We start from the raw sequence: 26174 nt of genomic DNA on the forward strand, positions 1-26174 counted from the left end.
CCCGGCCCGTGCCGGGGAGCAGGTGGTTATTCCAGTGGTGCCATCCCGGCGCGCAGCACGCGAAGCACGTTGCCGCCCATCACCTTGGCAATGTCGCGCTCGGTCAGCCCGGCGTCCATCAGCCCCTGGGTGATCAGCGCCAGTTCGCTGGTGTCGAACCCGGTGGTCACAGCGCCGTCGAAATCGGATCCCAGCCCGACATGGTCGATGCCGACCAGATCGCGGACATGCAGGATCGACCGGACGATTGCCGATACGTCCACCGAACAGACCGCGCCGTCCCAATAGCCGATGCCGACGACCCCGCCGGTCCGGGCAACCCCCCGGATTTCCGCATCGGTCAGGTTGCGGTTCTCGCGGCACACCGCCTGGACCCCGCCATGGCTAGACACCACCGGACGGCGCGCCATCGCCAGCACCTCGGCGACGGCGGGATGGCTGGCATGGGCGATGTCGACGATCATGCCCAGCGCCTCCATCCGCCGCACCACCTGTCGCCCGAGCGGCGTCAGCCCGCCCTTGGCGATGCCGTGCATCGACCCGGCGACCTCATTGTCGAAGAAATGGGCAAGGCCCGCCATCCGGAACCCGGCGACGTGGAGCCGGTCGAGATTGTCCAGCCGCCCCTCCAGATTGTGCAGCCCCTCGATCGACAGCAGCGCGCCCGTCACCTTCACGCCGCGCCGCCGGTCTGCCAGCAATCGGTCGAGCGCCGCCGGACTGTCGATCACCCGCAGCGTGCCCGCCGATCCTGCCTCCGCCGCGCGCAGTTTATCGGCGTGGAACAGCGACCGTTCCAGCAGCGAGCCCCAAGTGCGCACCGGCTGCAACTGGCCGATGGCGAGCAACGTGATATTGTCCGTCTCGTCCGAATTTGCGGCGTAATTCTGGTTCTTCGGCGTCTTGGTCACGCTGGAAAACACCTGCAGCGCGACATTGCCCGCGCGCAGCCGGGGCAGGTCGATCTGGCCGCGATCGGCGGGTGCGATCAGGCTGCGTTTCCACAGCAAGGTATCGCCGTGCAGGTCGGCGACGGCCAGCCGCCGATGCAACGCGCGGGCGGCGGGGGTGATGGCGGGCCGCTGACCGGCGACGATCCGGTTCATGTCCCGCTCTGCCATGCCGGGGGCGAGCGCGAAAAAGAGGGCGGCAGCAATCAGGATCAGCGCCAGCGCGCCCAACAGCATCTTGCGCACCATCGCATCCTCCCGCCCCTTGTTCGGGGTGAATGCTAGCGTGGCGGCCGCAAAGGTCCAACGGCAACGCGCGCCGGGCGACTCAGCGGCGAACCAGCGTGACGAAGCTGTACCCCGGCCGGTCGCCGTCCGTGCCATGATCCTCGCGCGCTGCTTCTCGCCAGTCGGGACCGAAGTCGGGGACGGTCGCATCGCCCTCCGGCTCGGCATGAACCTCGGTCAGCTCGATCCGGTCGGCGATTGGCAGGAACAGCGCAAACACTTCCGCACCGCCGATCACCGCCACCTCGGCGACATCGCCCGCCAGCGCCAGCGCTTCATCGACCGAATGCGCCACCTCCGCCCCCGCAGCGGACCAGCCCGAATCCCGGGTCAGCACGATGTGGCGCCGTCCGGGCAGCGGGCTGGGGAAACTGTCGAACGTCTTGCGGCCCATCACCATCGGCTTGCCCATGGTCAGCGCCTTGAAACGTTTCAGGTCGGCGGGCAGACGCCAGGGCAGATCGCCGTCGCGCCCGATGACGCCATTGGTCGCGCGAGCAAGATAGAGCGCGATCAAACCGCCACCGGTGCCTTGATATGCGGCTGGGCCACATAATCGTGGATCACGAAATCCTCATATTCATAGCCGTCAATGGCATCCGGCCGCCGCAGGATTTCCAGCCGGGGCAAGGGGCCGGGCGTCCGGGCAAGCTGTTCGCGCGCCTGATCCAGATGATTCAGATACACGTGGCAATCGCCGCCGGTCCAGATGAACTCGCCGACCTCCAGGTCGCATTGCTGGGCCAGGATGTGCGTCAGCAGCGCATAGCTGGCGATGTTGAACGGCACGCCGAGGAAGATGTCGGCCGACCGCTGATAGAGGAGCAGCGACAATTTGCCGTTTGCCACGTGCGTCTGGAACAGGCAGTGACACGGGGCAAGAGCCATGCGGTGTAGCTCGCCGGGGTTCCAGGCGGACACGATCTGGCGGCGGCTGGCGGGCTGGGTACGGATCTGCTGCACCAGTTCGGCGATCTGGTCGATCACCCGGCCGTCGGGCGTTTCCCAGTGGCGCCACTGCTTGCCATAGACTGGGCCAAGATCGCCCGCGTCGTCGGCCCATTCGTCCCAGATGCTGACCCGCCGGTCCTGCAACCAGCGGACATTGGTGTCCCCGCGTAGGAACCATAAGAGTTCGATGATGATCGACCGCAGATGCAGCTTCTTCGTCGTCAGCACCGGAAAGCCGGCGGCCAGATCGAACCGCATCTGATGGCCGAACACGCTCAGCGTGCCGACCCCGGTCCGGTCGCGCTGTTCGACACCATGGTCCAGGGCGCGCTGCATCAGATCGAGATAGGGAGGCATGACGACGGCGTAGCGGGCGCGGGGACGCGCGCCAAGTCCCGTCAGTCGATCAGCGACAGCCAGTCCATCGGCCGCCCGCGCCGCCGCAGTTCGACGGTCAGTTCGGTGCTGCCCTGTAGCGCCATGCGGCCCAGCGGATGACCGGCCGCCACCTGTTGCCCGGGCCGTACGCCGACCAGGTCCAGCCCGGAGACCAGGCTGGTCCAACCGCCGCCATGGTCGATGATGACGACGCCGCCATAGCTGCGGAACCGCGCTGCATGGACCACCTTGCCCTGCGCCGGCGCCAGGACCGCGGTACCCGGCGCCACAGCCATTACCGGCCCGCGTCCCCGCACGCCCGAAGCCGATATCGCGCCAAAACCGGCCACGATCCGTCCCATCGCGGGCAGCCGGAACGGCGGCGGTGCGGCATCCGGTTCGGCCGGCGCCACGGCGGTTTCCGTCAGCGGGCGGGGCAGCGGATCGGGCAGGGCCAGCAATTCGTCCAGCACCGCCTGGGCCCTGTCGCCTTCGGCAAGCTGGTCGATCAGGTCGCGGGCGGTTTCGCCGAGCGCGATCGACCGATCGCTTTCGTTGAGTGCGACGCGGCCCAATTGCTGGGCGCGCAGCCGCTGGGCCGCCTCCTGCCGCGCCAGATCGATCCGCCGCGTTTCCAGCGTGGCGCGCGAACGGTCCAGCGCCGCGACCGATTGGACCGCCGCCACCCGCAGCATGCGGGACCGATCGATCTCGCGCCGGATGTCGGCCGTGCGCCGGGCGATCAAGGGGGTCAGCGTGCCCAGTACCGCCCGGACATGGACGATATCGTCGGTGCTGCCGGGCCGGGCCAACGCGAGGCTGGCGGGCCGCCGGGCCAGCGACTGAATCGCTGCGATCAGCCGGACGATGGATCGCTGTTGCCGGGCCAGCCGGTCGCGCTGATCGCCGATCAACCGCGCAGCCAGCGCCACGCGTGCCCGTGCAGTCTCCAGTTCCGCCTCCGCTTCGGCGATGCGGGCGATCAGCGCCGCCTGGTCCCGCTGCGCCGCGCGGGCCGCATCGCTCGCCTGTTTCGCCTCGGCCTCTGCCGTTCGCGCGCGGGCGGCGGCGGCATTGCTGGCCTCTCGCGCCCGCACCAGTGCAGCGCGCCGCTCGGCAACCTCGGCCGATGGCGCGGCACCCAGGGCGGCAAGCGCCAGCAGCGGCAGGATCAGGCGGCGGCCGCGCATCATCCCTCGCGGTGATAGGGGTGGCCGGACAGGATGCTGACCGATCGCCACAGCTGTTCCGCCAGCATCGCGCGCGCCATCATGTGCGGCCAGGTCAGCCGCCCGAACGCGATCAGCAGATCCGCCTGTGCCCGCTGGTCATCGTCGAATCCGTCGGCGGCACCGATCATGAACCGCGCCTCGCGCACGCCGTCGTCCCGCCATCGGCCCAGCGTTCCGGCAAGTTCGACGGAGCTCATGTCGCGGCCCTTTTCATCCAGCATCACGATGCGGGTGCCGGGATCGACCGGCGGCGTCCGGCCGCCGGTATCGGGCATTTCGGTGATCCGCACCGGCCAGCCGACCCGCTTCAGATAGCGGTCGACCAGTTCCGCCTCTGCGCCGCGGCCGATGCGCCCCCGCGCGACGATGTGCAGCAACATGGCGGCGCGGCGGTCGGATCGTTCAGGCTGCGCCGGATGCGGCGGGGCCGTCGCCGAACGACCACATGCGTTCCAGGTTATAGAAGCTGCGCACTTCGGGCCGGAACAGGTGGACGACGACGTCGCCGGCATCGATCAGCACCCAGTCGGCAGTGGCCAGGCCCTCGACCCGCGCGTTGCGGCCGAACTGTGCCTTGATCTTCTCGGCCAGCTTGGTCGCCATCGACGCCACCTGACGGGTCGACCGGCCGGATGCAATCACCATGAAATCGGCGATGCTGGATTTGCCGGCCAGCGGGATCGACACGGTTTCTTCCGCCTGATCGTCGTCGAGCGACGTAAGGATCAGGTCGCGAAGCGCCTCGGCCTCTTCGGGACTGGACGGCGACAGCTTGTGGGGTCTGGTGGCCAAGGAACCTCCTAGCGATTGGGTTTCGGTTGATCGGATCGGCGCGGCGACGACAGGCGCCGGTGCCAGGCAGGATCGGCGGCGCGAATGCGGGTCGCCGAAGTCGGATCGGGGCGGAAGCGCAACAGCACCAGGGCTGGCAATCTCCACTGCGTCCACTGTCGTGCATGACGTGCGGGGCGAACGAACCGCCGCAGCCAACTCATCGCGGGGCCCGCGCGAGCATCGTCATCATAACCTGGACGGGTCAGAACCGCAATCGGAACCTCCCGCGCGATCCGCCGCCATCCCCGCCACTGATGGAACTGGGCCAGATTGTCCGCACCCATCAACCAGATGAACTGGTGCCGCGGATACATCCGGTTGATCCGCTTGAGCGTATCGACGGTGTAGCGCGTGCCGAGCCGCGTCTCCAGCGTGGACGGCCGGATCGGGGCCAGTCGCGCCATGGCCCGCGCCGATGCCAGCCGCTTGTCGAGCGGCGCCATGTCGCCCCGCCCTTCTTTCAACGGGTTGCCGGGCGACACCAGCCACCACACCTCGTCCAGGCCAAGCGCCGCCAGCGCTTCCAGCGAAATGTGACGATGCCCGCGATGGGCCGGGTTGAACGACCCGCCCAAGATGCCGATGCGTTTCAGGGACGTGGCTTTGCTATGGCCGCACCTGGCCGGTACCGATCACCTGCCATTTATAGGTGGTCAGCCCTTCCAGCGCGACCGGCCCGCGCGCGTGCAGGCGGCCGGTCGAGATGCCGATTTCCGCCCCCAGCCCGAATTCGCCGCCATCGGCAAACTGGGTGGAGGCGTTCCACATGACGATCGCCGAATCGACGCCGTTCAGGAACCGCTCGGCCACATTCGCATCCTCGGCGATGATCGCGTCGGTATGACGGCTGGAATGCCGGTCGATATGCGCCATTGCGCCCGCAACGCCGTCCACCAGCGCCACCGACAGGATCGGCTCCAGATATTCGGTGTCCCAGTCGTTTGCCGCGGCAGGTTCGGCGCGCGGTTCGATGGCGCGCACCGCCTCGTCCCCACGCAGCTCGCATCCCGCCTCGACCAGCGCCGCCAGCACCGGCGCCGGATCGGCAAAGGCGCGGTCGATCAACAGCGTCTCCATCGCGCCGCAGATGCCCGTGCGGCGCATCTTGGCATTGACCGCGATGGCCAGTGCCATGTCTGGATCGGCCGACGCGTCGATATAGGTGTGACAGATGCCGTCCAGATGGGCGAGCACCGGCACCCGCGCCTCTGCCTGAACCCGCGCGACCAGCGACTTGCCGCCGCGCGGCACGATCAGGTCAATGAGGCCGTCCGCGCCCAGCATCGCGCCGACCGCCGCCCGGTCGGTGGTGGGGACCAGCTGGATCGCATCGACCGGCGCGCCCGCCGCTGCCAGCCCCTCGATCAGCGCAGCATGAATCGCGGTGTTGCTCTCGATCGCTTCCGATCCGCCGCGCAGGATCGCGGCATTGCCCGCCATCACGCACAATGCGCCCGCATCCGCTGTCACATTGGGGCGGCTTTCATAGATGATGCCGATGACGCCGATCGGCACGCGCACCCGCTTCAGCACCATGCCGTTGGGCCGGGTGGACTGATCGATCACCTGCCCGACCGGATCGGCGAGCGCGGCAACGGCCTCCACCCCGGCGGCCATGCCCTCGACCCGCTTCTCGTCGAGCTTCAGCCGGTCGAGCATGGCGGGCGACAGGCCGTTGGTGGCCGCGCGCTCCATGTCCCGGGCGTTCGCCGCCAGGATCGCCGGGGCATGCGTGCGGATCGCGGCGGCAGCGGCGGTCAGCGCGGCGGCCTTGGCAGCGGTCGGCATCGCCGCAAGCGTTGCGGAAGCGGCGCGGGCCGCACGGGCCATCGTGTCGATCAGCGCCTTGGGATCGGCGGCGGGGCGGGCGAGTTCTGCGGGTGCGGTCATCGGTCTTTCTCCGGCGCCCTCTCTCGCATTGCAGCGCGAAAATTGATAGCCCTTGAGCATATGAGCGGGGGAATCGAGGCAGCGGGCGAATTCGCCACGGGGGCGCTGATGGGTCGCGCGGTCGAGCCGCGGGCGGGCGAGGGGCATGGCGATGCGGGCGGGCTGTGCCTGAACTGCGGCACCCGGCTGATCGGATCGCATTGCCATCGCTGCGGTCAGGCGGGGCATGTCCACCGCACGATCGGCGCGATCTGGCACGATCTGCTGCACGGCGTCCTGCATTTCGAGGGCAAGATGTGGGCGACGCTGCCCATGCTGATCGCGCGCCCCGGCGAGTTGACCCGGCGCTATATCGACGGCGAGCGGGCGCGCTTCGTCTCGCCCATGGCGATGTTCCTGTTTTCGATCTTCACCATGTTCGCCGTGCTTCAGATCATGGGCATCCAGGTGCCCACAGATGTGAAGATGGACCCGGCGGCCTCGGCCGAGATGAAGCAGGAACTTGCAAAGGTCCGCACCCAGCTGAAAGCCGAAACGGCCAAGCTGGACGCCATTCCGGACGGTCAGCCGGGGCGATCCGGCCAGGTTCAAAAGGTGAAGCAGCTGGAGGTCCAGCAGAATATCCTGGAGGGGATGAATCCTGCATTCGTCATCAGCAGCGATGATGGCAACAGCGAGGTGAGGACGGGCTGGAAGCGACTGGACAAGGGCATCGCCAAGGCGCGCTCCGATCCCGGCCTGATGCTCTATAAGCTGCAGGCGAACAGCTATAAGTTCAGCTGGTTGCTGATCCCGCTGTCGATCCCGTTCGTATGGATATTGTTTGCCTGGAAACGCAGGCTGCACGGCTATGACCATGCGATCTTCGTCACCTATTCGCTGGCATTCATGTCGCTGATGTTCATCGCGGTGACGATCGCCATGGGGCTGGGTGCGCCCTGGGCAATTGTCGGTTGGGTCGTGACGCTGGTGCCGCCCTTCCACATCTATCGCCAGTTGCGCGGTGCCTATCGGCTCCGGCGGCTGAGCGCTGTGTGGCGCATGGTCGTGTTGTGTCTTTTCATCAACATCATCCTGACGATTTTCCTGGTGCTGGTGATTGGGCTTGGCCTGATCGGTTAGCGGCTTGGCGGGCCGATTTCAGTCGTTGCCAGCCCGCGCCCGCCTTGCTATTGGCCGCGGCCTGCCAGCGACCGGATTTCCGTCCGGTCCTTCACGTGCGGCCGTGGCGGAACTGGTAGACGCGCAACGTTGAGGTCGTTGTGTCCGAAAGGACGTGGAAGTTCGAGTCTTCTCGGCCGCACCACAGGCTCCCGCCACTGGCGGCAGCGCACGGTTCAGGATCGCGTTCGAACGGCCGGCGTTCGGACCGGCGCCCACCCATCGCCGCAACCCTGCCGGTGATCGCGCCGGAATTGCTCCGGCGTCCGTCCGCGCCTAGATAGTCGGGCCATGCAATCGCGCCTGCTTTCCCGCCCCTTCTTCGAAGACAAGAGCCGCGCCTTCTGGGTGCTGCAGGCGGCGGGCTGGTCCGGCTATCTGTTGCTGCGCACCGTATCCAGCATTTCGAACAGTTTCGATGTCGATACGGTGCTGTCGGTCATCATCAACGCCATTGTCGGCTATTGCCTGACGCTGCTCCTGTCGGTCTTTTACGCCATGTACCGCCGGTTGCCGCGGTTGAGCGGGATCCTGCTGACGCTGCTGACGCTGGTGCTGGCGACCGCGCTCTATGCCGTCATCGATGCGTTCAATTTCACCTTCATCCGCCAGGCATCGCCGACGGTCGATCTGAAGCTGATCCTGGGCGGCGTATTCCTGAACTTCACGGTGCTGGCCGGCTGGTCGGCCCTGTATTTCGGCATCAACTTCTATCTGATCGTCGAACAGCAGATCGACCAGATGCAGCTGCTCGAAAACCAGGCGAGTTCGGCGCAACTGGCCATGCTGCGCTATCAGCTCAACCCGCATTTCCTGTTCAACACGCTCAATTCCATCTCGACCCTGGTGCTGCTGAAACAGACCGAGCGCGCCAATGCGATGCTCAGCCGCCTCGCTTCGTTTCTGCGCTATACGCTGGCCAACGAACCGACCGCCCATGTGCCGCTGGAACAGGAGGTCGAGACGTTGAAGCTGTATCTGGAAATCGAAAAGATGCGCTTCGACGAGCGGTTGCGGCCGAAGTTCGACATCGACGTCCGCGTCGCCCAGGCCCGCCTGCCTTCGTTGATCCTCCAGCCCCTGGTGGAAAACGCGATCAAATATGCCGTCACGCCGCTGGAGGAGGGGGCCGAGATCGCGATCGTCGCTCGGCTCAACGGGGAACGGGTGCAGATCACCGTGTCGGATACGGGCCCCGGCTTGATCGACCGCCCAAAGCGGCCAAGCCTTTCCACGGGCGTTGGGCTGGCCAATACGCGTGAGCGGCTGGCCCAGGCTTATGGCGACCAGCATCGTTTCGAAACGCGATCGAAACCAGGCGGGGGATTCAGCGTTCTGATTGAATTGCCCTTCCAGCTGGAAGAACCCGATCGAGAGGCAGCATGACCATCCGTACCATTTTGGTCGACGACGAACCGCTGGCGATCCAGGGCCTCGAGCTGCGGCTCCAGGCGCATGAGGACGTCGAAATCGTCGAGAAATGCGGCAACGGCCGCGAGGCGATCCGTGCCATCAAGACGCACAAGCCCGACCTGGTGTTTCTGGACATCCAGATGCCCGGCTTTGACGGCTTTTCGGTCGTGCAGGGGCTGATGGAGGTCGAGCCGCCGCTGTTCGTGTTCGTCACCGCCTATTCCGATCACGCCATTCGTGCGTTCGACGCACAGGCGGTCGATTACCTGATGAAGCCGGTCGAGGAGGCGCGGCTGGCGGACACGCTGGAACGCGTCCGTCAGCGGCTGAGCGACAAGCGCGGCAGTGCCGAGGTCGAAAAGCTGAAGGAAGTGCTGGCCGAGGTCGCCCCCGATGCGGTCGAAAATCTGGGCAGTTCGGACGGGCCGGATTCAAACCGGTTCGAACGGCTGATCAACATCAAGGATCGCGGCCAGATTTTCCGGGTCGACGTCGACAGCATCGAAAGCGTCGAGGCGGCTGGCGACTATATGTGCATCAAGACTGCCGACAATACGCTGATCCTTCGCCAGACCATGAAGGACTTGGAGAAGCGGCTCGATCCCCGCCGGTTTCAGCGCGTGCACCGGTCAACCATCGTCAACCTGGACCTGGTGAAACAAGTCAAGCCGCATACCAATGGCGAATGTTTCCTGGTCCTGGATTCCGGCGCGCAGGTAAAGGTCAGCCGCAGTTACCGCGACGTGGTGGCGCGGTTCGTTCACTGATCAACCGGGGTAGCGGCCGGCGGATCAATCGTCCGCCGGTTGCTCGCCCGCTTCGTCGTCCTGATACCATGCCTCAACCGGGCCGGTCAGCTTGATGGTCAGCGGCTGGCCGTGCCGGTCGACCTTCTTGCCCAGCTGAACGCGAATCCATCCCTCGGACACCGAATATTCCTCGACATCCTTGCGCTCGGTTCCCTTGAACCGGATGCCGATGCCGCGGCGCAGGACTTCGGCATCGAAATGGGGGCTGTTCGGATTGACCGACAGGCGGTCGGGGGGCGTATCGCTCATGCCGCGTCGCATAGCGGCGACATGCGGGCCTGCCAAGCCGTTGGCTAGTGCGGCTGATCGGCCAGGTAGCCGTGAACGGCCGATACGACCACCGATCCTTCCCCGACCCCCGATGCGACCCGCTTGACCGAACCGGACCGCACGTCCCCGACGGCAAAGATCCCGGGCTGCGACGTTTCGAACAATCGGCTGCCGGGCGTGCAGACAAAGCCGCGATCATCGGTTTCGACGCACCCGTTCAGCCAGTCGGTGTTCGGTACCGCACCGATCATCACGAACAGTGCGCCGACCGCCACCCGCTGTTCTGCCCCGCTGCGCCGGTTGACCCAGCGGACGGCCTCCAGATGGCGCTCGCCCTCCAGTGCCGTGATCTCGGTCCAAGGATGCAAGGTGATTGCAGCGCTGCCCTCGATCCGTTCGATCAGGTAGGACGACATGGTCTCGGCCAGCCCCGCCCCGCGCACGACGACATGCACATGCGCTGCATGGCGCGACAGGAAGACTGCGGCCTGACCCGCGGAATTGCCGCCGCCCACCACGACCACCTCGGTCCCGGCGCACAGGCCGGCCTCCATCGCGGTGGCGGCATAATGCAGGCCATTGCCTTCGAACCGGGCGTACTCGGCCAGATGGTCCAGCTTGCGATAGCGTGCGCCGGTGGCGATCACGACCGAACGGGCGGCGATGCTGGACCCGTCGTCCAGCAACAGCCGGAACGGTGCGCTTTCGCATTCCATGCCGACGACATGGCGCGATACCGCCAGCTTCGCGCCGAACTTCTGCGCCTGAACCTGGGCTCGGCCCGCCAGTGCCTGACCCGATATACCGGTGGGAAAGCCCAGATAATTTTCGATCTTCGAACTGGTCCCGGCCTGGCCGCCGGGGGCGATCCCCTCGAGGATCAGGGTCGTCAGCCCCTCCGATGCCGCATAGACGGCGGCGGCCAGTCCTGCGGGGCCAGCGCCGACCACGGCAACATCGTGCAGCTGCGCCGGGTCCAGATGCACGGACAGCCCCAGTGCATCGGCCAGTTCGGCATTGCCGGGGTTGCGCAGCACGCCACCATCGACCAGCACGACCGGCAGCGCATCGGCCTCCACCCCGAACGCCGACAGACAGGCGGGCAGATCGGGTTCGCGTTCGGTGTCGATCGTCTGGTGCGGATAGCCGTTGCGGGTCAGGAACGTCTCGATCCGCGCCGTAGCTGCGGCATGGGCCGGCCCGACCAGGGTGACCCCGCCCTGACGGTGCCGCATCAGCCCGACCCGGCGCAGGATGAAGGCGCGCATGATGATTTCGCCGATGTCGGATTCGGCGGCGATCATCCGGCGGAAATCGGCCCGCGCCACCCGAATGACGCGGGTGTCCGGCCCCGCCTGTCCGCTCACCAGGATCTTGCGGTCGTTGAACAGATCCAGTTCGCCGGTGAACTGGCGGGGCTGATGACGGTGGACGATGCGGTCGCCATGGCTTGGGTCATGATCGATCACGTCGATGCTGCCCTGTTCGACGACGAAGAAGTCGACACTGCGCTGGCCACGCTGGAACAGGAAACTGCCCTGTTCGACCGGCTCCGACCCGCCATAGCCCGCGATCCGCGCAACCATGGCTTCGCTCAGCACCGGAAAAGTCTGGGCAGTGCGGGCATAGGGATCATCGGGCGACAGGCCATCGTCGGACATGGCGGGGCGGTCCTGCGCGGGCGAATCGACGGCGGTCATGCCTCGCATCGTAGCTGCGTTGCCCGGCCGAAACGAGTCGGGACGGCACCCTGCGATGCCGTCCCGATCCCGTTTACAACTAAGCCGTCGTCAGTAGCAGTAGCGGACCCGCACCCGGCGGCCCTCATACGGATCCCAGACCCGCCGGACCTCGCACTGGCCATAGTCGCGGTAGCGCTGGGCGTAATAGCCATTGGCCGGATAATAGCCGCGATTGCGGTAATATCGGCGGTCATAATCCCAGCGCCGGTCGTCCCAGCCGCGATCATAACCGTAACGCCGTCCCCGGTCGCGGTCGGCCAGCGCCGATCCGATGACGATGCCGGCAATCCCGCCGACGATCGCGGCCGCGGCGACATCGCCGCCCCGATCGCGGTCGCGGTACCGATATCGCTGCGCTTCGGCCGGTGCCGCTGCGGTCAGCGTGGTCGCAACCAGCGCCGCGCCAAGCCCGATCTTGCTCACCATGGTCATGTCAGTCGCTCCTCATTCTCCCCGCCCCCGGCCGAATGGTTGGCATCCGGCTTTCAGCATGGATCGGTTCATGGCAGCATGGCGCTGAACAGACCCGGAATTGGCCGTTCAGCGGCGGTTTATCGTCGAACACAGGGGCAGCGTGGATGGCGCATTGGCTAATGAAATCCGAACCCGACAGCTATGGCTGGTCGGATCTTGTGCGCGACGGGCACACATTGTGGGACGGCGTGCGCAACAATGCCGCCCGGCTGCACCTGCGCGCGATGCAGCCGGGGGACACGGCGTTTTTCTATCATAGCGGCGGTGAAAAGGCGGTGGTCGGCGTGATGGAAATCACGGGGCAACCGGTGCCTGATCCAGCGGACGCGAATTGGGTCGCGGTTCCCGTGCGGCCGCTCCATGCAATCGACCCGCCGGTCCCGCTGGCCGCGCTGAAGAGCGAGGCCGAATTGGCCGACATGGCCATGCTGCGCCAGTCGCGCCTGTCGGTCAGCCCGGTCAGTGCTGCGGAATGGCGGGCGGTGCTGGCGCTCAGCGGTTGACAAGGGGCGGCAGGCACCGTCCTGTTTCGGGGAAACAGGAGAGGATGCCATGACCCCGATGATCGATCGCCGTGCCCTGATCGGCATGGCTGCGGCCCTGCCGTTCGCTACACCGGCGCTGGCGGCGGAGCCGGCGACGGCGGTGGCTCGCCATGGCTGGCTGCAGGTGCGCGACGGCCGCCTGACGGACCAGACGGGCCGTCCGGTGACCCTGCGGGGCATGTCGCTGTTCTGGAGCCAGTGGATCGGCAAATACTGGAACGAGGCGACGATCCGCCGTCTGCGGGACGATTGGGGCATCACCCTGATTCGTGCTGCGGTGGCGGTGGATCATGGCGGGTACCGTGAGCATCCCGAACGCGAATGGGCCAGGCTGGAAACCGTCGTCGATGCCGCCGTCGCCCTTGGGCTGTATGTCATCGTCGACTGGCATGCGCACGAACCCCATGCCGATGACGCCGCGGCGTTTTTCGCGCGGGTCGCCAAGCGCTGGGGCGGCCTGCCAAACCTGATCTATGAACCGTATAACGAGCCGTTGCAGCAGCATGGCTGGTCGACGCTGCTCAAACCCTATCACGAACAGGTGCTGACCAGCATTCGTGCCCATGACCCGCGCAACCTGGTCGTTCTGGGGACGCGAAGCTGGAGCCAGGCGGTCGACGAAGCGGCGGCCGATCCGGTTGCCGATGGCAACGTCGCCTATGCGCTGCATTACTACGCGGCAACCCACAAGCAATGGCTGCGCGACGCCGGTGACCGCGCCCTGGCAAAGGGGGCGGCGCTGTTCGTTACGGAATATGGCATCACCGAAGCGAGCGGCGACAAATCGATCGATCCGGCCGAGGCGCGGGCCTGGTGGGACTGGATGGAAGCGCGCGGGATCAGCCATGCCAACTGGTCGGTCAGCGACAAGCCCGAATTGTGCAGCATCTTCACCCCCGGCACGCCGACCGACGGGCGCTGGTCCGACGCCAATGTCACCCGGGCAGGCCGCATGGTCCGTGCCGAATTGCAGCGACATATCGCTAAGGGATAAATCACTTATCGAAGAACGATAATATCTCTTGACGCGAGAGGCGAACGAGAATATCGAATAACGATAATAACAACATCGAGGTTCGATATGACCAAGGTTCAGAACTCTACATCGGACGGCGCATTGCTCGTCCTTGCCACCGTTTCGTTGCGTGGGATCACCTTGTTCCTCTGGGTGGCGCTAGGTGTCGTGGTGTTGGCCATCCCGACCATCATCCTTTTCCAGGGTGCGTTCATGCAGGGGATCGCCGATGGGTTGGCCGCCAGCCGCGTCGTCGGCGATCCGGCATCGCTGGTCTGGCGGATCGCGCTGATCCTGATCGGGGCAGCCGCCATGCTTTCGCTCGCCATCGGCTTTTTCACCCTGCTGCACCGGATGGCGTTGACCGTTCGGGCCGGCGACCCGTTCATTCCGCGCAATGCCCGGCGGCTGCGCATGATCGCCTGGCTGTTCCTGGCGATGGAAGCGGGCAGCATCCTGCTCGGCATCGCGTCGCGCGCCCTGTTGCCGATGGCCCAACCCGGCAATGTGGACGTGTCGGTTACCAGCATCATCGCCGTGCTGGCCCTGTTCGTCCTGGCGCGGGTGTTCGAACGCGGCACGCAGTTGCAGGCCGAAATCGAGGGGACCGTATGATGCCGATCATCGTCAAGCTGGACGATCTGCTCCACGCCCGCCGCATGACCCTTTCCGATCTGTCCGAACGGGTGGGGATCACCCTGGCCAACCTGTCGATCCTGAAGACCGGCAAGGCAAAGGCGATCCGGTTCTCGACGCTCAATGCGCTGTGTCGTGAACTCGATTGCCGCCCCGGCGACCTGCTGGATCACGTACCGGGCGATGGGGAGGGGGAAGATGAAACTGACGCTTGAACTGAGCCTGCCACCGCGACTGCTGGTGGTCCTGATGCTCGCGGCAATCGCCCTGCCCTGGCTGGGCTGATTGCCCCAGAAACCAAATCGGCCCCGACGCGAACCGCGCCGGGGCCGATTGTGCATATGCTCAGCGTCCGGCCGACTGAATGCCGTCCAGACCCTTGCTGACCAGGATGTTGACCGCGACGCGGCGGTTCTGCGCCTTGCCTTCCTCGGTCATGTTGTCCGCCAGCGGATCGGCCTCTGCCATGCCGGTCGGGGTCAGCATCCGATAGGGCTTCCACGAACAGGCCTGCTGCAGATAGTTCACGACCTTTGCCGCGCGCTTTTCGCTCAGCATCTGGTTGAACTCCTCATCGCCCGTCGAATCCGTATATCCGACGACCAGCAACAGTGCGTTGTCCATCGTCTCGGCCGATTGAGCGGTGCTGCACAGCGCCGCCTTGGCATCTTCGGTAAGCACGGCCTGGCCGGTGTCGAAATTGACGTTGGTCGTCGCCTTAACGTTATACTGATCGATGTCCGCGACCCGGCCGCGCAGCGCTTCGGTCGCAGCGGTCTGTTCCGCGAAGCCCTGCGCCGTTCCGGCCCGGATCATCGACGCGACCTTCAGATCCTTGTTGGCCAGCTTCACCTGGCTGGCGATCAGCGTGCCGTTCCACTGCTTGGTCTTGGCGGTGATCGGCAGACCGTTCATCAGCGAATCAGTCGCTAGCTTGCTGCGACCCAGGCCCAGAAAGCCGCCGCTGCCCGTGACGCGCGTGGTGTCGACGACCATCACCTGACTGGCCGCACCGTCGGCGCCGGTCACCTGCACGGCGTCGCCCCGGCGCATGGTGATTGTGCCTTCGACTTCCGGTCCGTCGGGCAGCGCAGCCAGCTCCTCGGCGGTCGGCATCGGCATCACGCCATCGACGGTGATGTCGCTCCCGGCGGGCGGCGTCATCATCTGATCCTGGGCATAGAGGGTCGCCGGGGCAGCGCCGGCCATCAGGGCGACCAACATCATCGCCTTCGGGGTCTTGAGCGAAATCGACATACGCAACTCCCATTACTGAAATCATCCGGTCGCTGCGTGTCTGGCCCGTCCTGTCGCCCGCATGAACGGTCCGACGGTCGGCCACGCGCGGCCCGGCGGAATGAGCGCGCGGCGCGGCAGGCGGTTCCTTTGCCGCCAACGATCAGTCGCGTTTTGAAGGCGGCACAACGAAAAGGGCGCCGGAATCTGCTTCCGACGCCCTTGTTCATTTCAATCACGCGACCTGGTTCAGGCTGCGTCCTTCTTGCGGCTCGCCTTCTTGCGCTCGTGCGGGTCCAGGATCGCCTTGCGCAGGCGGATGGTCTTGGGCGTCACTTCGACCATCTCGTCATCGTCGATATAGGCGATGGCCTGTTCCAGCGTCATCTTCTTCGGCGGGGTCAGCCGGATCGCATCGTCCTTGCCGCCCGATGCGCGGAAATTGGTCAGCTGCTTCGCCTTCATCGGATTGACCTCCAGGTCATCCGTCTTGGCGTTCTCGCCGATGATCATGCCCTCATACAGCGCCTCGCCATGCCCGACGAACAGGATGCCGCGATCCTCGAGCGGCCCCAGGGCATAGCCCTGCGCCTCGCCGGCACCGTTCGAGATCAGCACGCCGTTCTTGCGGCCTTCGATCGGTCCCTTGTGAGGGCCGTATTTCTCGAACAGCCGGTTCATGATGCCGGTGCCGCGCGTATCCGACAGGAACTCGCCGTGATAGCCGATCAGGCCGCGCGACGGCGCACTGAACGTGATGCGCGTCTTGCCGCCACCCGACGGACGCATGTCGGTCATCTCCGCCTTGCGCTGGTTCATCTTGTCGACGACCGTGCCGGAAAATTCCTCGTCCACGTCGATGACGACCGTTTCATAGGGCTCTGTGCGCTTGCCATCCTCGTCGGTGCCGAACAGCACGCGCGGACGGCTGATCCCCAGCTCGAACCCCTCGCGGCGCATCGTCTCGATCAGCACGCCCAGCTGAAGTTCGCCGCGGCCGGCGACTTCGAAGCTGTCGCGGTCCTCGCTCTCCGTCACCTTGATCGCGACGTTCGATTCGGCCTCGCGCTCCAGCCGGTCGCGGATCATGCGCGACGTGACCTTCGATCCCTCGCGGCCGGCCATCGGCGAATCGTTCACCGCGAACCGCATCGACAGGGTGGGCGGATCGATCGGCTGGGCCTGGATCGGCGTAGTGACGATGGGGTCGCAAATGGTGTTCGACACGGTCGCCACCGTCAGACCGGCCAGCGAGATGATGTCGCCGGCATGCGCCTCATCGGTCGGCACACGCTCAAGACCCTGAAAGGTCATGATCTTGGACGCGCGGCCGGTTTCGATGACATTGCCGTCCATGTCCAGCGCATGGATCGGCTGATTCAGCTTGACCGAACCGGACTGGACCCGGCCGGTCAGGATGCGGCCCAGGAAATTGTCGCGATCAAGCAGCGTCACCAGGAAGCTGAACGGCGCATCCCGTTCCAGCGCGGGCGGCGGCACATGGTCGACGATCTTCTCGAACAGCGGCGTCAGCGTTCCTTCGCGCGCATCCGGATCGTCGCTGGCATAGCCGTTGCGGCCCGAGGCATAAAGGACGGGGAAATCCAGCTGCTCGTCATTCGCCTCCAGCGTGACGAACAGGTCGAACACTTCGTCCAGCACTTCCTGCACCCGGCTGTCCGACCGGTCGATCTTGTTGACGACGACGATGGGACGCAGGCCGAGCTTCAGCGCCTTGCCGGTGACGAACTTGGTCTGCGGCATCGCGCCTTCGGATGAATCGACCAGCAGGATGACGCCGTCGACCATCGACAGGATACGCTCCACCTCGCCGCCGAAATCGGCGTGGCCGGGCGTATCGACGATGTTGATCCGCGTGCCGTTCCATTCGACGCTGGTCGGCTTGGCCAGGATGGTGATCCCGCGTTCCTTTTCCAGGTCGTTGGAATCCATCGCGCGTTCTTCGATACGCTGATTGTCGCGAAAGGTGCCGGACTGGCGGAAAAGCTGGTCCACTAGGGTCGTCTTGCCATGATCGACGTGCGCGATGATGGCGATGTTGCGCAGATTCATCAAATTGTCCCGGAAACTATGTCGGGCGCGCATAGCCGAATTGCCGCAGATGCGAAAGGGCAAAGGCGGATGACGGCCTGCCATGCCGACGCTATCAGGCCCGGGATAGTCAGAACGGGGGCGGCGACGATGGTAGAGGGGAGCGGATCGCGCGTCGATCTTGTCGACGGGCTGCGCGGATATGCCCTGCTCGGGTTGTTCCTGGTGCACATGATGGAACGCTTCGAGCTGTACTGGCTCGATCCCCGGCCCGATGCCGTGTTCGACTGGGTGTTCTTCATCTTCGCGGGCAAGAGCTTCGCCCTGTTCGCCCTGTGCTTCGGGTTCAGCTTCGCGACGATCATGGCCAATGCCGAACGGCGGGGCGATGGGGGTGCCGTTCGCTTTGCCTGGCGGCTGGTGGTGCTGTTCGTCATCGGCACGCTGCATGCGCTGTGGTATCGCGGCGACATTCTTCAGGTGCTGGCGGCGATGGGCCTTGTCCTGATCCCCGCCTGGTGGATCCGAAGCCCGCGCGTGCTGATCGGGCTTGGTCTGGCTTGCATCGCCAATCCGTTGCTGATCGCGCGCGGCCTTGCCGCCGGGGCGGGCCAGGACTGGGCACAGCTGCCGCCGGTCTTTGCCGGGGATACCGGACTTGCCGTGCTGGCCGATGGCAGCTTTGCGGAGATGCTGGCCGTCAATGCCGGGCCGGGCATGGCGGGCAAATGGTCCTTTTACCTGGATACCGGGCGGCTGTTTCAAATCGCGGGCCTGTTTTGCTTCGGGATGGCTGCGGCACGGACCGGGCTGTTCGCTGCGCCGGAGAAGTTCGTGCGCGAACGCTGGCTGATCCTTGGGACGGCGCTCGCGGTCGCCACGGCGCTTTATTGGTTTTCGGACGCAATCCTGCCCCCCGGCGCCGATTCGGGCGGCCAGCCGATGCACCGCGACCATTGGAACTGGGCGCTGACCAGCTGGCAGGCGACGGCGTGGATGCTGGCTCAGCTGATGCTGTTCATCCTTGTCTGGCGATCGGCGGCGGGGCCGGCCCTGCGCCTGCTCGCTGCGCCGGGGCGGATGACGCTCAGCTTTTATGTCGGCCAGTCGCTCGTTTTCGTGCCAGTCTTCTACGGCTTTGGCTTGCGCCTGTTCGACGCGGCGTCACATGGCACCTGGCTGGTCGACGGGATCATTGCGTTCGCAGTCCAGATCGTCCTGGCGCGCTGGTGGCTGGGGCGCTTCCGCTATGGTCCACTCGAATGGCTGTGGCGCAGCGCGACGCGGATGGAGCGGGTGCCGCTGGCCCGGTCTTGATGCACGGGGTGTGTTGTCTATATCATACAGTTGAAGGATGTGCCGAAGCCCGTCATGCTCGGGCATCTGGCATGGAGGGATGAATGGCCACCGATACGGCAGTTGCGACCGACACGATCACGCTGACGCCCCCCGACCCGGTGCCCGCCGTGACGCCGACCAAGGCGGCCGGGCTGGTGCCGGTGGACGAGGCCAAGAAATCCGAGCTGGAAACGCGCGTCGACCAATTCATCGACGATCTGGTCGCTCAGGACGTGAACTCGCCCGAATTCGGCAAGCGCGTCGATGCGATCACCGCCATGGGGCAAAAGGAAATCCGCGAGGCGGCGGGCCAATCCAACCGCTTTCTCGACCGCCCGGTCAAGGCGATGGACAAGGACAGCGGCATCGGCGCCGACCTGGTCGAACTGCGCCGCACGGTCGAGCGGCTTGACCCTGGCGCCAACGGCAAGTTCTTCAACAAGCGCGGATTTCTGGACAAGATCTTCGGCGACCGGATCAACAATTATTTCGACCAGTACAAATCGTCGCAAAGCCATATCAACGGCATCCTGAAATCGCTGGCCAGCGGCAAGGACGAGCTGTTGATGGACAATGCCGCGATCGACGTGGAGCGGCAGAATCTGTGGGCGGCCATGGGTCGGCTGGAACAGATGATCCATCTGTCCAAGGCGATGGACGCCAAGCTGGAGGACCGCGCCAACGATCTGGACGCGACCGACCCGGCCAAGGCCAAGGCGATCCGCGAAACCGCGCTCTTCTATGTGCGCCAGCGCACACAGGACCTGCTGACCCAGATGGCCGTGACGGTGCAGGGCTATCTGGCGCTCGACCTGGTCAAGAAGAACAATGTCGAGCTGGTCAAGGGCGTCGACCGGGCGAGCACCACCACGGTTTCCGCCCTTCGCACCGCGGTGACCGTGGCGCAGGCGCTGACCAACCAGAGGCTGGTGCTGGACCAGATCACCGCGCTCAACACCACCACGGCTGGCCTGATCGATTCGACGGGCGAAATGCTGAAGTCGAACACCGCGCGCATCCATGAACAGGCCGCATCCAGCACCATACCGCTGGAGACGTTGCAGCGCGCGTTCCAGAACATCTATGACACGATGGATGCCATCGACACCTTCAAGCTGAAGGCGCTGGACAGCATGAAGACGACGGTGACGACGCTGTCGAACGAGGTCGAGAAATCCAAGGGCTATATCGCCCGCGCAGAGGGCCAGGCGGCCAATGCCGGGCAGGGCGGCGCGGACCTCTATAAGCTGGAGGCGCTGTGACCGACGTGGACCGCGAGATCGAGCGGGCGAGCGCGGTGCTGGATCGCACCCGCGACCGCTACCGTGCGCGCGGTCGCCAGCGGCGCGAGGCGGAGATCCTGCGCCGCATCGTGCGGATCGCGGCGGCGGACATCGCAATCATCGTCGCTGCGCTGGCGATCGGCTGGTTCGTGCCGCTGGGCATGGGCGGCGCGCTGCTCGTCATGGGCCTGCTGATCGCGGTCACCCTGTTCTTCGCCATTTTCCCGCTTGTTCCAGCACCCACGCCGGAGCGGCTGGCCGAAGTGCCCTTGAAGGCGCTGCCCCAGCAGACCGAAGCGTGGCTGGAGCGACAGCGGCCGATGCTGCCAGCGCCCGCACTGGGCCTGGTCGACCGGATCGGCGTTCAGCTGGACGCGCTCGCCCCACAATTGGCCAAGGTGCCGGAGGGTGACCCCGCCGCGTTCGAAGTGCGCAAGCTGATCGGCGAACAGCTGCCCGAACTGATCCGCGGCTATGAACAGGTGCCCCCAACACTCCGCAAGGTGGAACGCCACGGTCGCACGCCGGACCAGCAACTGGTCGACGGCCTGGCGCGGATCGACGAGGAAATCGCCGACATGAACGCGCAATTGGCCGAAGGCGCGCTGAACCAATTGGCGACCCGCGAACGCTATCTGCAGATCCGCTATCAGGGCGACGGGCAGAGCTAATGCCCGGAAGTCCGCCACCCCGGCCGCGTGCCGGGGTCCCGCTTCCTTGGCCTGAGTGAAGAATAGTTGGGCCCCGGCTCAAGGCCGGGGTGACGATGGGTGGGGCCGACAAGGCCCCTCTACCCACCAGTTAAAAGTCGATGGCGATGCCCTTGAGTTCCCAGTCGCCATAGCGCGTGGGGCTCTGGCCGTCCGGGTCCTTCTGGCCCGGCTCCACCGGTTTCGGTTCCGGCACCGGCGGCGATTTGGACAGATAGGCGGGCGGCTTTACGTGGGCGGGGCGCTGGCCCATGGCGGTGGCTCCGGATGATTGCGAAAACGGCGGATCGTCCCCACATTTGGGGGACGAAGGAGTGTGTTCAAGTGAACGGAATGAAGACGGCGATGCTCTTGGCGGCGATGACGGCGCTGTTCATGGCGCTGGGGCTGACGCTGGGCGGGCGCGGCGGCATGATGATCGCGCTGCTGGTCGCGGTGGGCATGAACCTGTTCACCTATTGGAACGCCGACAAGATCGTCCTCAAGATGCACAATGCGCGTCAGGTGGATGCCGCTAGCGCACCGGAATTCTACGCCATTGTCCGCGAGCTTGCCGCCCGGGCCAATCTGCCCATGCCCAAGGTGTATATCGTGGACGAGCCGCAGCCCAACGCCTTTGCCACCGGCCGCAATCCGGAAAATGCCGCAGTCGCTGCAACGACGGGGCTCCTCCGCATCCTGGACCGGGACGAGGTGGCGGCGGTGATGGCGCACGAACTCGGCCATGTGCAGAACCGCGACACGCTGATCATGACCATGGTGGCGACCATTGCGGGCGCGATTTCGATGCTCGCCAATTTCGGCCTGTTCTTCCGGTCGGGCGATGACCGCTCGGCGGGCATTGCTGGCTTGCTCGCCGTTCTGGTCGCGCCCTTTGCGGCGATGATCGTGCAGATGGCGATCAGCCGGACGCGGGAATATGGCGCAGACCGGGCGGGTGCCGAGATTTCGGGCAATCCGCGCGCGCTGGCGAGCGCGCTGGCCAAGCTGGCCCGCGGTGCGGAAATGATCCCCAACAGCGTCGCCCAGCGGATTCCGGCGACGTCGCAGCTCTATATCGTTCCCGGCCTGTCGCGCGGCGACAACCTGTTTTCCACTCATCCCGATACCGGCAACCGGATCGCGGCGCTGGAGGAAATCGCGCTGGCCATGGGCGAGCGGCCGGTCAGCCGTCCGGCACCCGGCGGTCGCGCCAGCGCGCTCGATCCCCTGCGGCGCGGCTGACCCGGCTTGGCCCGTCCCGTCCTTGCCAGCGACCCGCCCGGCGTCGCCACCCGCCGCGCGGCGCTGCGTCTGCTCGATGCAGTCCTTCGCCGTGGCCTGCCGCTCGAATCGGCGCTCGACAGCGCGGCGGCCGGGCTTGAGCGGCGGGAGGACCGGTCGCTGGCCCATGCCATCGCGGCGGTTGTGCTGCGCTGGCTGCCCGATCTGGATGCGCTGATCGACGGGGCGACCGCAAAGAAGCTGCCCGATGACGCCAAGGCGCGCTTCGTCCTGCGCATCGCGCTGGCGCAGGCGCTGGGGCTGAACACGCCGCCCCATGCCGCGATCTCGACCGTGCTGCCGTTGGTCGATGGCGGCCCGCGCAAGCTGGTGCACGGCGTATTCGGCGCGCTGATGCGGGCGGAGGTCGCGTTGCCGCCCAAGCCGACCCTGCCCGATGCCGTGGCCCGCCGCTGGCGAAAGGCCTGGGGCGATGCTGTCGTCCATGCCGCCGCCCGTGCGCTGGCTGCCCAGCCCCCCACCGACCTCAGCCTGGCCGATCCGGCCGCAACCGACCGGCTGGCGGAGTCGCTTGGCGGGGTCAGCCTGTTGCCCGGTCATGTCCGGGTGCCGCCAGGCGGTTCGGTGCCGGGCATGGACGGGTTTGCCGAGGGCGAATGGTGGGTGCAGGATCTTGCCGCGTCTATGCCCGCGCGCCTGTTGGGCGGGGGTTCCGGCACGGCGCTCGACCTGTGCGCTGCGCCGGGGGGCAAGACGCTGCAACTGGCGGCTGCGGGATGGTCGGTGACTGCGGTGGACACGTCGGAAAGTCGTCTGGCACGACTTTCCGACAATCTGGCCCGAACGGGCCTGAGCGCTGCGGTCGTCACCGCCGATCTTGAGGATTGGGCCCCGAGCGCGCCTGCCGATGTCGTTTTGCTGGATGCGCCGTGCAGCGCCAGCGGCATCTTCCGTCGCCATCCGGACGTCCTGTACCGCGTCCGCCCCCGTGCCGTTGCCGAACTGGCCGAGCTTCAGGCGCGGCTGCTGGCCCGTGCCGCCGACTGGGTGCGGCCCGGCGGCCTGATCGTCTATGCCACCTGTTCGCTGGAACCGGAGGAGGGGGAGGCGCAGATCGAGGCGTTCCTGGGCGCGCGGGCCGACTTCGCGCTCGACCCCGTGCTGCCCAGCGAATTGCCCGATGCCATGCCGCCCGCCCATCCAAGGGGCTGGTTGCGGGTGCTGCCGGGGGCACTGGCGGATGCCGGGGGCGTCGACGGGTTTTTCATGGCGCGAATGATGCGAACCGCCTGACGCGCCTTGCGGCGACGAATCGCCATGTTAGAGACTTCGGGTTCGATGACCCGTCCCGTCCGCATTGCCCCCTCCATCCTGTCTGCCGACTTCGCTCGGCTGGGCGAAGAGGTGCGCGCGATCGACGCGGCCGGCGCCGACTGGATCCATGTCGATGTGATGGACGGACATTTCGTGCCGAACATCACCATCGGCCCGGCCGTGATCAAGGCGCTGCGTCCGCTTAGCGCCAAGCCGTTCGACGTCCACCTGATGATCGCACCGGTCGACCCCTATCTTCAGGCCTTTGCCGATGCCGGGGCCGATTGCCTGTCGGTGCATCCCGAAAGCGGCCCGCACCTGCACCGCACGCTGCAGACGATCCGGGGCCTGGGCAAGCGCGCCGGGCTGGTGCTGAATCCGGCAACGCCGATGTCGGTGGTGCCGCCGGTCATCGACTTGATCGACCTGGTGCTGGTGATGAGCGTCAATCCCGGGTTCGGCGGTCAGAAATTCATCGACAGCCAGCTTGCCCGCATCGCCGAATTGCGCGCCATGATCGACGCATCGGGCCGCGCCATCGATCTGGAGGTGGACGGCGGCATCGACCGGGCGACCGCGCCCCGAGCCATCGCAGCGGGCGCGGATGCGCTAGTGGCGGGCACCGCTACGTTTGCTGGCGGCCCTTCGGCCTATGCCGGCAATATCCGGGCATTGAGGGGGCAATGAATCTGCACGCCCCTCCGCCCGCCGACGGCATCGATGCGGGCAAGCGGCTGGTGCGTGTCGGCGGCGATCGCGGCCTGTCGCTGGCCGAACGGATGGCCGAACGCCTGCAACGCCTGGCCTGGCGGACGCCGCTGCATCGGCTCGCTTTGCGCGGCCGCTATCCGCTCAAGCTGCTGGCGGTGGCCGACGATCCGTTCCTGGGCGATGTCGCGCGCGGCCAGGCGATGCTGGAAGGAATGCTCAGCTTTCGCGGCGAAACCGTGAACATTGCGGGGCTGATGCTGGACCGCCCGGGCTTTTCCGTGCCCTTTGCCGACTATGTCCACAGCTTTGCCTGGTTGCGTGACCTGTCCACGGTCGCACCCCGGGTAACGGGGGCACCGATCGCCGAATCGATCATGCGGCAATGGCTGGATGCCCATGCCGACCGGATCGGTGATCCGGCGTGGCGGGCCGATCAATGGGGCCGCCGCATCCTGTACTGGGTCGCGCACGCGCCGTTGATCCTGTCCAGCACCGATCTGATCTACCGGTCGCGGGTGCTGAACACGCTGGCGCGCGGTTCCCGGCATCTCGAGCGGGTGGTGGACAAGGCGCCGGTGGGCCTGCCCCGCATCGCCGGTTGGTCGGGCATGGTGGCGTCGCTGTTGATGATCCCCGGCGGTGATCCCCGGCGTCCGGGTGCAGAGGCGGGGCTGGAGCGGGCGCTGGGCGCATCGCTGTTTCCCGATGGCGGCATCGTTTCGCGCTCTCCCGATGCACAGGCAGAGGCGATCATGCTGTTGACCATGGTGCGCGCCACCTATGCCGCGCGACGCATCGACGCGCCGGAATGGCTGGAACAGGCGCTGGTGCGGATGGTCGCGGCCTTGCTGGGGCTGCGGCACGGCGATGGTGGGACGGCCAGCTGGCAGGGATCGGCACCGATCGACGCCGATGTCCTGGACGAACTGGTGGCCGCCACCGGGGTGCGCACCCGGCCGCTGCGCCAGCCGCGCGACTGGGGCTATCACAGCATGGTCGCCGGACAGGCCATGCTGATCCTGGATGCCGCCCCGCCGCCCGTTGCCCGGGTGGTCGAAGGAGGCTGCGCATCGACCCTGGCGTTCGAACTGTCCGACGGTCCCAACCGCATCATCGTCAATTGCGGCGGCGCGCGCGGATGCCATCATGCGGTCGCGTCGCAGCTGAGTCAGGGGTTGCGCACCACCGCGGCCCATTCGACGCTGGTCATCGCCGACAGCAATTCCACCGCCATCCATGACGAAGGCACGCTGGGTCGCGGGGTGGGCGAGATCGAGCTGGCGCGCCAGGACGGCGACGGATCAGCGCGGATCGAAGCAAGCCATGACGGCTATGTCCGCCGGTTCGGATTCCTGCATCGTCGCCAGTTGATCCTGTCGGCCGAGGGCCGGGACCTGCGGGGCGAGGACATGCTGTTGCCGCGGGGCCGAAAGCGCAAGGGCGATACCGCCTTCGCCATTCGCTTCCATCTGGCACCGGGGATCGAGGTGGCGCCGACTGCCGATGGCCAAGGCGCGTTCCTGCGCGTGCCGGGCGGGGCCTTGTGGCAATTCCGGGCGCGCGGGGCTGCATTGGCGATCGAGGACAGCGTGTGGATCGACGCGCGGGGCCGCCCGCATTCGACCCGCCAGCTGGTGCTGGCCGCCGATTCCCCGCCGGGCGGTTGCTCGGTTACCTGGCTCCTGCATCGTGGGCGCTGATTGGGGCTTGCCCTTCGC

The 26174-nt window shown here is 66.4% G+C and carries 28 protein-coding genes and 1 tRNA gene; 15 read left to right on the plus strand and 14 right to left on the minus strand.

Going from position 1 to position 26174, the window contains the following annotated elements; genetic code table 11:
* Positions 1–26: 26 nt before the first annotated feature.
* The 8 genes from ACPVPU_RS02970 to ACPVPU_RS03005 all read right to left on the minus strand — a co-directional run bounded on the left by ACPVPU_RS02970 (position 27) and on the right by ACPVPU_RS03005 (position 6523).
* Positions 27–1199: a dipeptidase gene (locus ACPVPU_RS02970; protein ID WP_448659434.1), complete on the minus strand. Its 1173-nt coding sequence runs from the start codon at positions 1197–1199 to the stop codon at positions 27–29.
* A 79-nt stretch (positions 1200–1278) separates the two neighbouring features.
* The gene (locus ACPVPU_RS02975; protein WP_448659435.1) at positions 1279–1755 is read right to left on the minus strand and encodes a dihydrofolate reductase; all 477 of its coding nucleotides are present in this window, start codon (positions 1753–1755) and stop codon (positions 1279–1281) included.
* Positions 1752–2546, minus strand: a complete 795-nt coding sequence (locus ACPVPU_RS02980) for a thymidylate synthase (RefSeq protein WP_448659436.1) — start codon at positions 2544–2546, stop codon at positions 1752–1754. The genes ACPVPU_RS02975 and ACPVPU_RS02980 overlap by 4 nt, the downstream gene beginning before the upstream one ends.
* Before the next feature lie 41 nt (positions 2547–2587).
* Positions 2588–3760, minus strand: coding sequence for a murein hydrolase activator EnvC family protein (locus ACPVPU_RS02985; protein ID WP_448659438.1), 1173 nt, complete (start codon positions 3758–3760; stop codon positions 2588–2590).
* A complete protein-coding gene (locus ACPVPU_RS02990; RefSeq protein ID WP_448659439.1) occupies positions 3757–4179 on the minus strand; it encodes a 23S rRNA (pseudouridine(1915)-N(3))-methyltransferase RlmH in 423 nt (140 codons plus the stop codon). The genes ACPVPU_RS02985 and ACPVPU_RS02990 overlap by 4 nt, the downstream gene beginning before the upstream one ends.
* A 22-nt stretch (positions 4180–4201) precedes the next feature.
* Entirely contained in the window at positions 4202–4591 is a 390-nt protein-coding gene (gene rsfS, locus ACPVPU_RS02995) for a ribosome silencing factor (protein ID WP_448659440.1), read from the minus strand.
* An 8-nt stretch (positions 4592–4599) separates the two neighbouring features.
* The gene (locus ACPVPU_RS03000; RefSeq protein ID WP_448660399.1) at positions 4600–5226 is read right to left on the minus strand and encodes a nicotinate-nucleotide adenylyltransferase; all 627 of its coding nucleotides are present in this window, start codon (positions 5224–5226) and stop codon (positions 4600–4602) included.
* A gap of 13 nt (positions 5227–5239) precedes the next feature.
* On the minus strand, positions 5240–6523 hold the full coding sequence (locus tag ACPVPU_RS03005; RefSeq protein WP_448659441.1) for a glutamate-5-semialdehyde dehydrogenase: 1284 nt from the start codon (positions 6521–6523) through the stop codon (positions 5240–5242).
* A 60-nt stretch (positions 6524–6583) separates the two neighbouring features.
* Here ACPVPU_RS03005 and ACPVPU_RS03010 point away from each other — a divergent pair, with 60 nt between their 5' ends.
* The 4 genes from ACPVPU_RS03010 (at position 6584) to ACPVPU_RS03025 (ending at position 9864) form a co-directional block, all read left to right on the plus strand.
* Positions 6584–7645, plus strand: coding sequence for a DUF3667 domain-containing protein (locus ACPVPU_RS03010; protein WP_448659442.1), 1062 nt, complete (start codon positions 6584–6586; stop codon positions 7643–7645).
* A gap of 97 nt (positions 7646–7742) precedes the next feature.
* Positions 7743–7829: transfer RNA gene (locus tag ACPVPU_RS03015), tRNA-Leu, on the plus strand.
* Between the two features lie 146 nt (positions 7830–7975).
* A complete protein-coding gene (locus tag ACPVPU_RS03020; RefSeq protein WP_448659443.1) occupies positions 7976–9070 on the plus strand; it encodes a sensor histidine kinase in 1095 nt (364 codons plus the stop codon).
* On the plus strand, positions 9067–9864 hold the full coding sequence (locus ACPVPU_RS03025) for a LytR/AlgR family response regulator transcription factor (RefSeq protein ID WP_448659445.1): 798 nt from the start codon (positions 9067–9069) through the stop codon (positions 9862–9864). The genes ACPVPU_RS03020 and ACPVPU_RS03025 overlap by 4 nt, the downstream gene beginning before the upstream one ends.
* A 24-nt stretch (positions 9865–9888) precedes the next feature.
* Here ACPVPU_RS03025 and ACPVPU_RS03030 read toward each other — a convergent pair whose 3' ends face one another.
* From ACPVPU_RS03030 to ACPVPU_RS03040, 3 genes are all read right to left on the minus strand, one after another.
* The gene (locus ACPVPU_RS03030; RefSeq protein WP_448659446.1) at positions 9889–10155 is read right to left on the minus strand and encodes a DUF3297 family protein; all 267 of its coding nucleotides are present in this window, start codon (positions 10153–10155) and stop codon (positions 9889–9891) included.
* Between the two features lie 44 nt (positions 10156–10199).
* Positions 10200–11876 carry an FAD-dependent oxidoreductase gene (locus ACPVPU_RS03035; RefSeq protein ID WP_448659447.1) on the minus strand — a complete coding sequence of 559 codons (1677 nt, stop codon included), beginning with the start codon at positions 11874–11876 and terminating at the stop codon, positions 10200–10202.
* A 90-nt stretch (positions 11877–11966) separates the two neighbouring features.
* Positions 11967–12350 (minus strand): hypothetical protein, encoded by a 384-nt coding sequence (locus ACPVPU_RS03040; RefSeq protein WP_448659448.1) that lies wholly within the window; start codon positions 12348–12350, stop codon positions 11967–11969.
* Between the two features lie 146 nt (positions 12351–12496).
* Here ACPVPU_RS03040 and ACPVPU_RS03045 point away from each other — a divergent pair, with 146 nt between their 5' ends.
* The 4 genes from ACPVPU_RS03045 to ACPVPU_RS03060 all read left to right on the plus strand — a co-directional run bounded on the left by ACPVPU_RS03045 (position 12497) and on the right by ACPVPU_RS03060 (position 14803).
* Entirely contained in the window at positions 12497–12895 is a 399-nt protein-coding gene (locus ACPVPU_RS03045; RefSeq protein WP_448659449.1) for an EVE domain-containing protein, read from the plus strand.
* 49 nt (positions 12896–12944) lie between these two features.
* Positions 12945–13931, plus strand: coding sequence for a glycoside hydrolase family 5 protein (locus ACPVPU_RS03050; RefSeq protein WP_448659450.1), 987 nt, complete (start codon positions 12945–12947; stop codon positions 13929–13931).
* An 87-nt stretch (positions 13932–14018) separates the two neighbouring features.
* Positions 14019–14567 carry a DUF2975 domain-containing protein gene (locus tag ACPVPU_RS03055; RefSeq protein ID WP_448659451.1) on the plus strand — a complete coding sequence of 183 codons (549 nt, stop codon included), beginning with the start codon at positions 14019–14021 and terminating at the stop codon, positions 14565–14567.
* On the plus strand, positions 14567–14803 hold the full coding sequence (locus ACPVPU_RS03060) for a helix-turn-helix domain-containing protein (protein WP_448660400.1): 237 nt from the start codon (positions 14567–14569) through the stop codon (positions 14801–14803). The genes ACPVPU_RS03055 and ACPVPU_RS03060 overlap by 1 nt, the downstream gene beginning before the upstream one ends.
* 130 nt (positions 14804–14933) lie before the next feature.
* Here the strand turns inward: ACPVPU_RS03060 and ACPVPU_RS03065 are convergent, their stop codons facing one another.
* Both ACPVPU_RS03065 and typA read right to left on the minus strand, forming a co-directional pair.
* Positions 14934–15845 (minus strand): OmpA family protein, encoded by a 912-nt coding sequence (locus ACPVPU_RS03065; protein WP_448659452.1) that lies wholly within the window; start codon positions 15843–15845, stop codon positions 14934–14936.
* Between the two features lie 228 nt (positions 15846–16073).
* A complete protein-coding gene (gene typA, locus ACPVPU_RS03070) occupies positions 16074–17897 on the minus strand; it encodes a translational GTPase TypA (protein WP_448659453.1) in 1824 nt (607 codons plus the stop codon).
* A gap of 129 nt (positions 17898–18026) precedes the next feature.
* On the opposite strand from typA, the gene ACPVPU_RS03075 reads away from it, so the two are divergent.
* The 3 genes from ACPVPU_RS03075 to ACPVPU_RS03085 all read left to right on the plus strand — a co-directional run bounded on the left by ACPVPU_RS03075 (position 18027) and on the right by ACPVPU_RS03085 (position 21168).
* Complete coding sequence (locus ACPVPU_RS03075; RefSeq protein WP_448659454.1) at positions 18027–19193, plus strand: DUF418 domain-containing protein; 1167 nt, start codon at positions 18027–18029, stop codon at positions 19191–19193.
* An 83-nt stretch (positions 19194–19276) separates the two neighbouring features.
* Positions 19277–20476 carry a toxic anion resistance protein gene (locus ACPVPU_RS03080; protein WP_448659455.1) on the plus strand — a complete coding sequence of 400 codons (1200 nt, stop codon included), beginning with the start codon at positions 19277–19279 and terminating at the stop codon, positions 20474–20476.
* Positions 20473–21168, plus strand: coding sequence for a hypothetical protein (locus tag ACPVPU_RS03085; RefSeq protein WP_448659456.1), 696 nt, complete (start codon positions 20473–20475; stop codon positions 21166–21168). Before ACPVPU_RS03080 ends, ACPVPU_RS03085 begins: the two co-directional genes overlap by 4 nt.
* 130 nt (positions 21169–21298) lie before the next feature.
* On the opposite strand, the gene ACPVPU_RS03090 is transcribed toward ACPVPU_RS03085, so the two are convergent.
* Positions 21299–21460, minus strand: coding sequence for a DUF1674 domain-containing protein (locus ACPVPU_RS03090; protein ID WP_448659457.1), 162 nt, complete (start codon positions 21458–21460; stop codon positions 21299–21301).
* Between the two features lie 71 nt (positions 21461–21531).
* Between ACPVPU_RS03090 and htpX the strand changes: the two genes are divergently transcribed.
* Genes htpX through ACPVPU_RS03110 form a run of 4 tightly spaced genes read left to right on the plus strand, consistent with a single transcriptional unit; the run spans position 21532 to position 26156 of the window.
* Positions 21532–22431, plus strand: a complete 900-nt coding sequence (htpX, locus tag ACPVPU_RS03095; protein WP_448659459.1) for a zinc metalloprotease HtpX — start codon at positions 21532–21534, stop codon at positions 22429–22431.
* A gap of 6 nt (positions 22432–22437) precedes the next feature.
* Positions 22438–23724, plus strand: a complete 1287-nt coding sequence (locus ACPVPU_RS03100; protein ID WP_448659460.1) for an RsmB/NOP family class I SAM-dependent RNA methyltransferase — start codon at positions 22438–22440, stop codon at positions 23722–23724.
* A 45-nt stretch (positions 23725–23769) separates the two neighbouring features.
* The gene (gene rpe / locus ACPVPU_RS03105) at positions 23770–24432 is read left to right on the plus strand and encodes a ribulose-phosphate 3-epimerase (RefSeq protein ID WP_448659461.1); all 663 of its coding nucleotides are present in this window, start codon (positions 23770–23772) and stop codon (positions 24430–24432) included.
* Positions 24429–26156 (plus strand): heparinase II/III family protein, encoded by a 1728-nt coding sequence (locus tag ACPVPU_RS03110; protein ID WP_448659462.1) that lies wholly within the window; start codon positions 24429–24431, stop codon positions 26154–26156. Before rpe ends, ACPVPU_RS03110 begins: the two co-directional genes overlap by 4 nt.
* Positions 26157–26174 lie beyond the last annotated feature (18 nt).

This window comes from Sphingomonas paludis (assembly GCF_053502515.1).

Coding starts and splice junctions, on each gene's coding strand:
- ACPVPU_RS03055 (WP_448659451.1), top strand. CDS start 14,019: ATGACCAAGGTTCAGAACTCTACATCGGACGGCGCATTGCTCGTCCTT.
- ACPVPU_RS02985 (WP_448659438.1), bottom strand. CDS start 3,760: ATGATGCGCGGCCGCCGCCTGATCCTGCCGCTGCTGGCGCTTGCCGCC.
- ACPVPU_RS03060 (WP_448660400.1), top strand. CDS start 14,567: ATGCCGATCATCGTCAAGCTGGACGATCTGCTCCACGCCCGCCGCATG.
- ACPVPU_RS03030 (WP_448659446.1), bottom strand. CDS start 10,155: ATGAGCGATACGCCCCCCGACCGCCTGTCGGTCAATCCGAACAGCCCC.
- ACPVPU_RS03045 (WP_448659449.1), top strand. CDS start 12,497: ATGGCGCATTGGCTAATGAAATCCGAACCCGACAGCTATGGCTGGTCG.
- typA (WP_448659453.1), bottom strand. CDS start 17,897: ATGAATCTGCGCAACATCGCCATCATCGCGCACGTCGATCATGGCAAG.
- ACPVPU_RS03050 (WP_448659450.1), top strand. CDS start 12,945: ATGACCCCGATGATCGATCGCCGTGCCCTGATCGGCATGGCTGCGGCC.
- ACPVPU_RS03090 (WP_448659457.1), bottom strand. CDS start 21,460: ATGGGCCAGCGCCCCGCCCACGTAAAGCCGCCCGCCTATCTGTCCAAA.
- ACPVPU_RS03065 (WP_448659452.1), bottom strand. CDS start 15,845: ATGTCGATTTCGCTCAAGACCCCGAAGGCGATGATGTTGGTCGCCCTG.
- ACPVPU_RS02970 (WP_448659434.1), bottom strand. CDS start 1,199: ATGGTGCGCAAGATGCTGTTGGGCGCGCTGGCGCTGATCCTGATTGCT.
- ACPVPU_RS03080 (WP_448659455.1), top strand. CDS start 19,277: ATGGCCACCGATACGGCAGTTGCGACCGACACGATCACGCTGACGCCC.
- ACPVPU_RS03010 (WP_448659442.1), top strand. CDS start 6,584: ATGAGCGGGGGAATCGAGGCAGCGGGCGAATTCGCCACGGGGGCGCTG.
- ACPVPU_RS02980 (WP_448659436.1), bottom strand. CDS start 2,546: ATGCCTCCCTATCTCGATCTGATGCAGCGCGCCCTGGACCATGGTGTC.
- ACPVPU_RS03025 (WP_448659445.1), top strand. CDS start 9,067: ATGACCATCCGTACCATTTTGGTCGACGACGAACCGCTGGCGATCCAG.
- ACPVPU_RS03035 (WP_448659447.1), bottom strand. CDS start 11,876: ATGACCGCCGTCGATTCGCCCGCGCAGGACCGCCCCGCCATGTCCGAC.
- ACPVPU_RS03005 (WP_448659441.1), bottom strand. CDS start 6,523: ATGACCGCACCCGCAGAACTCGCCCGCCCCGCCGCCGATCCCAAGGCG.
- rpe (WP_448659461.1), top strand. CDS start 23,770: ATGACCCGTCCCGTCCGCATTGCCCCCTCCATCCTGTCTGCCGACTTC.
- ACPVPU_RS02990 (WP_448659439.1), bottom strand. CDS start 4,179: ATGTTGCTGCACATCGTCGCGCGGGGGCGCATCGGCCGCGGCGCAGAG.
- ACPVPU_RS03075 (WP_448659454.1), top strand. CDS start 18,027: ATGGTAGAGGGGAGCGGATCGCGCGTCGATCTTGTCGACGGGCTGCGC.
- ACPVPU_RS03040 (WP_448659448.1), bottom strand. CDS start 12,350: ATGACCATGGTGAGCAAGATCGGGCTTGGCGCGGCGCTGGTTGCGACC.
- ACPVPU_RS03020 (WP_448659443.1), top strand. CDS start 7,976: ATGCAATCGCGCCTGCTTTCCCGCCCCTTCTTCGAAGACAAGAGCCGC.
- ACPVPU_RS03110 (WP_448659462.1), top strand. CDS start 24,429: ATGAATCTGCACGCCCCTCCGCCCGCCGACGGCATCGATGCGGGCAAG.